Origin of the sequence: Salinivibrio sp. MA440, assembly GCF_001996265.1 — a bacterium.
Classification (GTDB): domain Bacteria; phylum Pseudomonadota; class Gammaproteobacteria; order Enterobacterales; family Vibrionaceae; genus Salinivibrio; species Salinivibrio costicola.
In genome coordinates, this window is the sequence record NZ_MUFI01000072.1 from 1 (window position 1) to 8,076 (window position 8,076).

General features: G+C 43.9%; 7 protein-coding genes. 3 read left to right on the forward strand and 4 right to left on the reverse strand.

Annotation, left to right across the window (positions count from 1 at the left end; all coding sequences use genetic code 11):
• The first annotated feature begins 89 nt into the window (after positions 1-89).
• The 3 genes from nrdG to nrdD (BZG80_RS16250) are packed head-to-tail and all read left to right on the forward strand — an operon-like array spanning position 90 to position 2,403.
• Positions 90-563: an anaerobic ribonucleoside-triphosphate reductase activating protein gene (gene nrdG / locus BZG80_RS15145; protein WP_025744752.1), complete on the forward strand. Its 474-nt coding sequence runs from the start codon at positions 90-92 to the stop codon at positions 561-563.
• 2 nt (positions 564-565) lie between these two features.
• Complete coding sequence (gene nrdD / locus BZG80_RS16245) at positions 566-1,567, forward strand: anaerobic ribonucleoside-triphosphate reductase (RefSeq protein ID WP_198532965.1); 1,002 nt, start codon at positions 566-568, stop codon at positions 1,565-1,567.
• Entirely contained in the window at positions 1,486-2,403 is a 918-nt protein-coding gene (nrdD, locus tag BZG80_RS16250) for an anaerobic ribonucleoside-triphosphate reductase (RefSeq protein ID WP_274533715.1), read from the forward strand. The genes nrdD (BZG80_RS16245) and nrdD (BZG80_RS16250) overlap by 82 nt, the downstream gene beginning before the upstream one ends.
• A gap of 266 nt (positions 2,404-2,669) precedes the next feature.
• Here nrdD (BZG80_RS16250) and BZG80_RS15155 read toward each other — a convergent pair whose 3' ends face one another.
• The 4 genes from BZG80_RS15155 to ubiT form a co-directional block, all read right to left on the reverse strand.
• The gene (locus BZG80_RS15155; RefSeq protein ID WP_198532966.1) at positions 2,670-4,664 is read right to left on the reverse strand and encodes a bacteriohemerythrin; all 1,995 of its coding nucleotides are present in this window, start codon (positions 4,662-4,664) and stop codon (positions 2,670-2,672) included.
• A gap of 297 nt (positions 4,665-4,961) precedes the next feature.
• Positions 4,962-6,173, reverse strand: a complete 1,212-nt coding sequence (locus BZG80_RS15160) for a cytochrome P450 (protein WP_077679733.1) — start codon at positions 6,171-6,173, stop codon at positions 4,962-4,964.
• A gap of 44 nt (positions 6,174-6,217) precedes the next feature.
• A complete protein-coding gene (hemN, locus tag BZG80_RS15165; RefSeq protein WP_077661625.1) occupies positions 6,218-7,579 on the reverse strand; it encodes an oxygen-independent coproporphyrinogen III oxidase in 1,362 nt (453 codons plus the stop codon).
• A gap of 33 nt (positions 7,580-7,612) precedes the next feature.
• Positions 7,613-8,076 (reverse strand): ubiquinone anaerobic biosynthesis accessory factor UbiT (gene ubiT, locus BZG80_RS15170; RefSeq protein ID WP_077679734.1); only part of this gene is annotated, 464 nt, incomplete at its 5' end.

Sequence of the window (8,076 nt, forward strand, 5' to 3'; positions counted from 1 at the left end):
GATCAATGCACAGTGTTTTATGTCATCTATGCTATCAAGGCACAATATGTAGTGCTATATTTGAATTTGATCTCTAGATATGGTTTTTTATGGCAGGCTATCCGCAACAGCTACATTACAGCTCTGAACAGATTGTTTGGCAGGAAGTGCCGGGTGAAGTGGCATTAGCTTACACCATCACCGGATGCCCGGTCGGGTGTAAAGGTTGTCATAGTGTGGACAGTTGGCCAGTCGGCAGCGGTTTAGCGTTGACCGAAGACTACTTACAGGAGCGCTTAACTATGTACACAGGGCTCATTACGTGCGTGTTGTTTCTGGGCGGTGAATGGCAACCAGAAGCGCTGATAAAACACTTAAAACGAGTTCGCGCAGAAGGGCTGGAAACCTGCCTTTATACAGGTTACGAGGATGTCTCTTTGCGCATCAGGGAGCAGTTGACGTACTTAAAAACCGGGCCATGGATAGCCGAAAAGGGCGGTTTAGACAGCCCCCATACCAACCAAAAATTTTATGATTTAAGAACAAAGCAGCTACTGAACTGCAAGTTTCTGACAGGAGAATAATTATGTTGCGTTTAAACGACGACCAGGTTTCAGAAAAAGTAGACTTTATTGCGGATTACCTGAACGCACAGAATGCGGCGGACGGTTCGAAAATGGACGCCAACGCGAACGTTACTCAGAAAAATATCGCGACCTTAGAAGCTGAGCTGATGAAAGACTTCTTCGTACAGGTTAACCGCAAGCAGGTTAGTAACAAAATTGCGGCGTTGTTCGACGACAACTTAGCGAAAGAATACGTACGTCAAATAGAAAATCATGAAATTTACGTGCACGATGAGACCAGTCTGAAGCCATATTGCGTGTCAGTGACTATGTATCCGTTTTTAATGGACGGCTTGACGAAACTCGGTGGTGAGTCGCTGGCGCCTAAACATTTAGAGTCGTTTTGTGGCTCCTTTGTGAATTTTGTTTTTGCGGTTAGCTCGCAATACGCTGGCGCTGTGGCAACCGTTGAGTTCTTAACTTACTTCGACTATTTCGCGCGTAAAGACTACGGTGATGACTACTTAAACACGCACCGCAAGCAAATCGAAAATCACTTACAGCACGTTGTGTATGCGATTAATCAACCTGCGGCTGCACGCGGTTATCAAAGTGTGTTCTGGAACATTTCTGTGTACGACAAGCACTATTTCGATAGCATGTTTGGCGACTTCGTATTTCCGAGAGACTTTAGTAAACCTAAGTGGGAAACCGTCAGTGCTTTGCAGGACTTCTTCTTAGACTGGTTCAATAAAGAGCGTGAAAAGTCTATTTTGACCTTCCCAGTTGTGACCGTTGCCATGTTAACGGAAGACGGCGCTTGTAAAGATCAGGTCTTCGCGAAAAAATGGCGGCTGAATTGGCCAACGGTAATTCGTTCTTTGTGTATTTGTCAGACAATGCCGACTCACTTGCGTCCTGTTGCCGTCTGCGCTCGGAAATTAGCGACAATACCTTCTCTTACACCCTGGGGGCCGGCGGTGTTGCGACAGGCTCTATCAATGTCATTACCATTAATATGAACCGTCTAGTGCAGGACGGTCGTGACTTAGAAGAGGAAATTAGCAAAATTCATAAGTATCAAGTGGCTTACCGCAAGCTGATGGAGGAGTACAAAGAAGCGGGTATGCTGACAGTCTATGACGCTGGTTTTATTAGTCTGGACAAACAATTCCTGACCATTGGCATTAACGGCATGGTCGAAGCCGCGGAATCTCAAGGCATTAGAGCAAGCAATAACCCAGAGTATAAGAGCTTTGTCAAACGTCACCTGAAGGTTATTTATGACGCCAATAAAGCCGCCAAAGCGGAATACGGTTATATGTTTAATACCGAGTTTGTGCCTGCAGAAAACTTAGGTGTTAAGAATGCAAAATGGGACAAAGCCGACGGTTATAAAGTATCGCGCGAGTGCTACAACTCGTACTTCTATGTCGTTGAGGACGATGAAACCAATGCCTTAGATAAATTCGTTATGCACGGTAAAGAACTGGTGGAGTATTTAGACGGCGGCTCCGCACTACACCTAAACCTCGATGAAAAACTGAACACCACGGGTTACTTGTCGTTGCTGAATATCGCTGCGAAAACCGGCTGTAACTACTTCTGCATTAACGTCAAAATCACTATTTGTAACGAGTGTGAACACATCGATAAACGCACATTAAGTGAATGCTCAAGCTGCCACTCCAATAACATTGATTACGGCACTCGAGTTATTGGTTACCTTAAGCGTGTTTCTGCGTTCAGCGCTGGGCGTCGTAAAGAGCACACAGCTCGTCATTACCATCGCGACGAGGCGACGCAGACAATCAACTGTGCGGCACAGGCTAATATAGGGCTGCGTAAGGCAAGTTAAGTTGACACGTCCATCTGTAAATAAAGAGGGAGTTAAACTCCTTCTTTGCATTTATGACACTATGTTAGCTTTCCCTTCTGAAAGTTTGTGAGAAGAAGTGAAACAGTTACTTTCTTAACCAGAGATCGCGCAGGGACCAGGACGAGGTTTTAAGCGACTGGCTGGTGTAGTGAGGGATGTTCGTTTAATCGATGGCGTGAAATAAATGGAGACTGCGCAATAGGCTAGTGCATGATCTCGATACACCATCTTTGCCAATAGCTCACTTATTTTTTGTGTCCTTGAGTCCATTGCAGGAATGGCTTCCAACTGGCGAGCCACTGCGGAAGTCTTTCTGGCTGCAAAGGTGGCGACATAGCGTAACCCTGGGCGTGAAAACATCCGAGTTCGAGCAGAAGCTCACCTTGTTCAATTGTTTCTACACCTTCAGCGATAACCTTTTTATCAAATGCTTCTGCCAATGCAATTATGCCTTCTAGAATCGATATATTTTCCCTTCTTTCATCAGCACCGCTCACAAACTCTTTGTCAATTTTTATTGTCTGAACAGGTAATTGTTTTAAATAAGCCAAAGATGAGTAGCCCGTACCAAAGTCGTCAAGAGAGAACGTTACTCCCATGCTCCGACATTCGTTAATCACCAACACCGAGGATTGAAGATCGCCCAACGTGGCGGTCTCTAGTATTTCAAGATCAAATCGCGACGGATCGACTTCCGGAAAACGATCGAACGATTGCTGAAGTTCGTCTGAGAAGGCTGGAGATTGAAGATGAAGAGCAGCCACATTAACACTCATAGTTAGGTTCAACCCCTTTTGATCCCACTTGTGCATCTGCTGCAGCGATTCTTCAATAACCCATCTACCAATGTCCACAATAAGGGGATGATTTTCGATTTCTGATAGAAAATACGCTGGAGATAACAATCCTTTTTCTGGATGCTTCCAACGGATGAGCGCCTCAACGCCTAGAACGGAACCTGTTCTTAGGTTTACTTTCGGTTGATAGACCAACTGAAATTGTTTTACCTTCAGAGCTTCACGGATTTCCGTGAGTAACCGTTGGCGTGATTGATGAACTTTTTTCTGGTTTGCATCCATTAACAGCCAGCTACCCTTCGCTTCCTGTTTAGCGTTAAAAAGCGTTTGATCTGCGAACCTCAGGAGTGCGTCTACATCAGATCCATCTTTAAATTCATTTGCAGAGAAAAGGAAAATCCCCGCTGTAAAACGGATTGATATTGTTTTATCATTAAAAACAACCGGATGCTTGCAGCTTTCTTGTACAACTTGCAAAACAGGCTCCGCTTGGTACCCATTTGGCAGGAGAGCAGCGAACTGATCACCAGATATTCTGGCAACGGTAGCACCTGGAGGCAAAACATCGAGCCAGCGTTGTGAAAAAAACCATAGCACATGATCTCCTGCATCCTCTCCAAACTGTTTGTTAGTTTCTTTAAAATTGTCTAAGTTCAGTGATATTATGGAAAATTGGTCTGTTGATCTGATCGTGTCTCGCATCTCGTGAATACAGCGAACGAGACCATTTCGGTTCCACAAGCCGGTTAGAGAATCTGAATACGCCAAGAACTCTAATTGTTTTTGATGATCAACTGCTTGCTTGTCTAAGGCTTTTAGTAGTTGATCCTGTTGTAACTGATGCAATTCATCTTCGGCTTGCTTTCTGGCCGTTTTTTCGCGTATTAATTGAATAGTGTTGGCTGATAACTTCCCGTAAATCTCTAATAATGCGGAAACAAGCACTGATGCTGATCCATTTAATTGCATATCTGCATACGTTTTTGCGGCGTAGAGATCCATGCCATCGTCCATCGCCTGAATTGTTAATGCTAGGCGGCGATCCGATTCCAATATGTGGAAGACTAGCCAACGGGTAATAAAGTTAAACAAATTTGCCAACACTGCTTCGTGCCGTTCAGTGGTTTGACGTAATTTTCTGATTTTGTGAAAAAAAGTTTGGTGAGCATCATGGTGATTCTTTGTGTCTTTTGACTGACCAAAATGTTTTTTCCAAACGTTTTCCTCGTACTCAAAGTGATACTTGGCATAATCTTCAAGCTCGTCCAGTATTGTAGCGCTGTTCACGTCTGAATTTATCGAAGAGAATTGCGAGGCCAGGCGATTTACGATATCGACAAGCATACGGTGTTGATTATCAATATCGTCCAATCCGGTCTCGAAATTCTGACTCCATGGGAAAATTTCGAATTCAAGTTTTTTTTCATTCCAAATCACAGCCACGTTGCACCTACACTCAGTCTTAATTACTCCGATTAATAGTAGTTCAAATATTTCTTGGACGTGGACTTCGTCGCCATGATCCTGTAAAACTCGGATAAGACGAGATTGCTCTTCGATAACTTCCCTGATTTCCTGAGAGCCTGTGATGGTCTATATGCCAACCTAACTCATAGACTCCATGCTATCGGGTAGTTAATGGGCCACTACATTGGCATTTTTTAAGACTTATACAACTTGTTGAGTGTTTCGGGATATCCGCTCCAAAGTTGAAGAGATTTCTTCTGTCGCGGCAGTTATTTACTTTATCTGTTCTTGCTGCTGCTTTATCTGTATTGAGTTTTGATTTGCTGTAGAGCTTTTCTCTTCGGTAGCCGTTACTTTAATTATAAGATTATTGAACCCGCCAGACGGGTAATTGGCTCGCTTAGATTCACCGGTTACCTCGAACGCCTCGAAGTGTTTTAGTAATTCTTCAGTGAATATACGAAGTTCCATTCTGGCTAGCGGTGCGCCGGGGCAAACATGTATGCCACGCCCGTAGAGTAGGTTTTTAGCTTTGTTTTGTTCGGGGTTAAATGTATTGGCTTTGCCGAATACAGACTCATCACGGTTGGCTGAGGCCCAGAGCACTGTCACTTTTTCGCCCTTTTTGACAGGGCAGCCGGATATTTCGGTGTCTTTGGTTGCGCGACGGCGGTTTGAAATAAGTGGAGGGTCAATGCGGAGTAATTCGTCTATGGCGCCGTCGGTATTTAAGTTGCCGTTGCGTATTTGCTCTACAACAAGAGGATTTTCTGCGAAGAAGTAGAAAATACTACTAATGGCTGCAGCAATGGTGCCAACTTCGCCAGCGGTCCAGTTGCGTAAAATGCTGACAATTTCCGCTTCGTGAAGGTGGCGCGTTTCGCCATTCACTGTGACTGTTTCATGCATTAGGCGGCATGTATTGTCGTCTTTGGCTGAGCCTGATTGTCTGCGAACGTCGAGCTGTTCATGAATCAATGTTTCAAACTCATCTGCCTTTTGCTTTAACGTTGCTCTATCGTTATTCACAATGGCCTGCTGGTTGGCTTCAAGCCATTCGCCTAGTGTTCCTGTTAGCGATTCTGGCCAACCGAGAAAGGCGCACTGAATATGTAATGCAAAAGGCTTTGCGATTTTACTGACCACATCCAATGCCGTATTCGGTGTAATTCTGCTAATAATAGCCTGAGCAATTTGCCGACAAGTGGGTTCAAAATCCCGTAAGTGATCAGCCTTAAAGTACGGCTCAATCACTTCTCGAAAAATACCATGCTCTGGCGGATCCATGCCGTTTGGAACCGACAAGTGGGAGCCTGCTGCATTGCTGAACGTTTCATGATCTTCGATAACCGAGCGGACATCGCTATGCGTTAGTACCGCATGACCTAACATCTCGCTTTGGGCAACAGGACACTTTTGCCTAAGCTCATCAAGTGACGCAATTTGATCCTGCTGTTCGGAAGGCTCCCAATGACAATTTTTCATACAATCTCCTGATTAATCGTACAAGGCAATCTGGCCTCTTCATATTAAACCACTTTGGAGTAGCGATTTTGACCGTGATTTAGGTACTCATCGAAACAGGCACAAATGCTGCGTACCCAGAGGCGGCCTATTTCTGTGACGCGGAGTTTTTTGTCGGATACGTCGACCAAGCCGTCTTCAATAAACGGTTTCAATAGCGGTATGGCTTCAGCAAAGTGTGCCCAGAAATCGTCGATATTCCACTCGGCTTTAAAAATTTCTATATCGATCTCAAAGTGGCATATGACTTGTGAAATAAGTGCTGCCCGCACTTTGTCTTCGTCGTTCAATGCCATGCCTTTAACAATGGGCTTTTGTCCGTCATCTATTATTTTGTAGTAAGCTGGTAGCTCTTTTTCATGCTGCCATAGCACACCATTAACCTGGCTAATAGAGGACACGCCCAAGCCTAGTAATGCGTCCTGACCGCCTGTGGTGTAACCCTGGAAGTTACGCTGTAAGCGACCTTCGCGTTGGGCAATGGCTAAGCCGTCGTCTTTTTTAGCAAAGTGATCCATGCCAATAAACTGATAGCCCGCGTCGTTGAGCTGAGTAATGGCTTGTTCGAGCAAGCTTAACTTAACTGACGGCTGTGGAATGGACTCTTCCGATATTTTCTTCTGCCCAGCGAAGCGCTGTGGTAAATGCGCGTAGCTAAATACGGAAATACGATCGGGGCTCATTTCAATGACCTGCTCTATCGACTTCTTAAAGGTCTCCGGGCGCTGGTACGGCAGGCCATAAATTAAGTCGAGGTTAATTGAGTCAAAGCCCAGTTCTTTGCTGAGTTTTAACTGATGTGCAATAAGATCGACATCCTGCACGCGGTTAATGGCAATTTGTACCTTCTTATCAAAGTCCTGTACGCCATAACTGACACGGTTAAATCCAAGATCACGCAGGTGATACAGTTTTTCATCGCTGCAACTGCGCGGATCTATTTCAATGCTCACCTCTGGGTTTTCGGCAAAGGTAAAATGTTGATGAATCGAGCTCATCAGTCGTGTCAGTTGTTTCTCGGTCAAAAAGGTAGGCGTTCCCCCGCCTAAGTGAATTTGACGAATTTTCTTGTTTTTAACTGATGGCTGATACATCGCCATTTCTTGTGCGAGGTAGTCTAAGTATTTGTCTGCTTTATGCTGGTGGCGGGTAATAATCTTGTTACAGCCACAGTAATAGCAGAGTTTATGACAAAATGGTAAGTGTAGATATAAGCACAGTTCATCGCCGGTCGTCTTCAGTGCATTGGCGATGCGATCTTGAGAAAACTGTTCAGACAACATTAATGCCGTCGGATATGATGTGTATCTGGGGCCGTTAATATTGTATTTTTCGATTAACTTCTTATCCCAAATGATTGTGCTCATAACTACCTATTGACGTGCTTCAAAATAGCTTAACTAATTGAGAGGTATTGTTTCACTTTTCTCTTTGTAAATAAAATCACTAAAACGATCACCGATTAAATAAATAATCTTTGGTAGCTTTTGGTGTACCTCGATAGTGTCTAAAAAATTTTTGAGATGTAACCCTAATTCGGTATTTCCTTTTACCATTAATTTTCGGTTGAAAAATAACGTATCAGGGTCAACCTTGTTGTAGATCAATAAAATAAGCGCATCACCGGTTGCTGATAGCGTTACGTCAGGTTCCTGAGGCCCTCTGAGTGCTTTTATTTTTTCGTTTTTAAGAGTAAAAAACATAGAAAAATCAATGTCTTTAACATTAATCTCAATGATCCTTTCAGCGATAAAACTAAGCTCTCCTTTTATTTTCTCCTCTTTAAATAGCTGGTTTAAAACCTTTTCTATGCTGAAGTTTACAATTGGATCTGGGATTGAATTTTTAATTGGCTGGATTATTT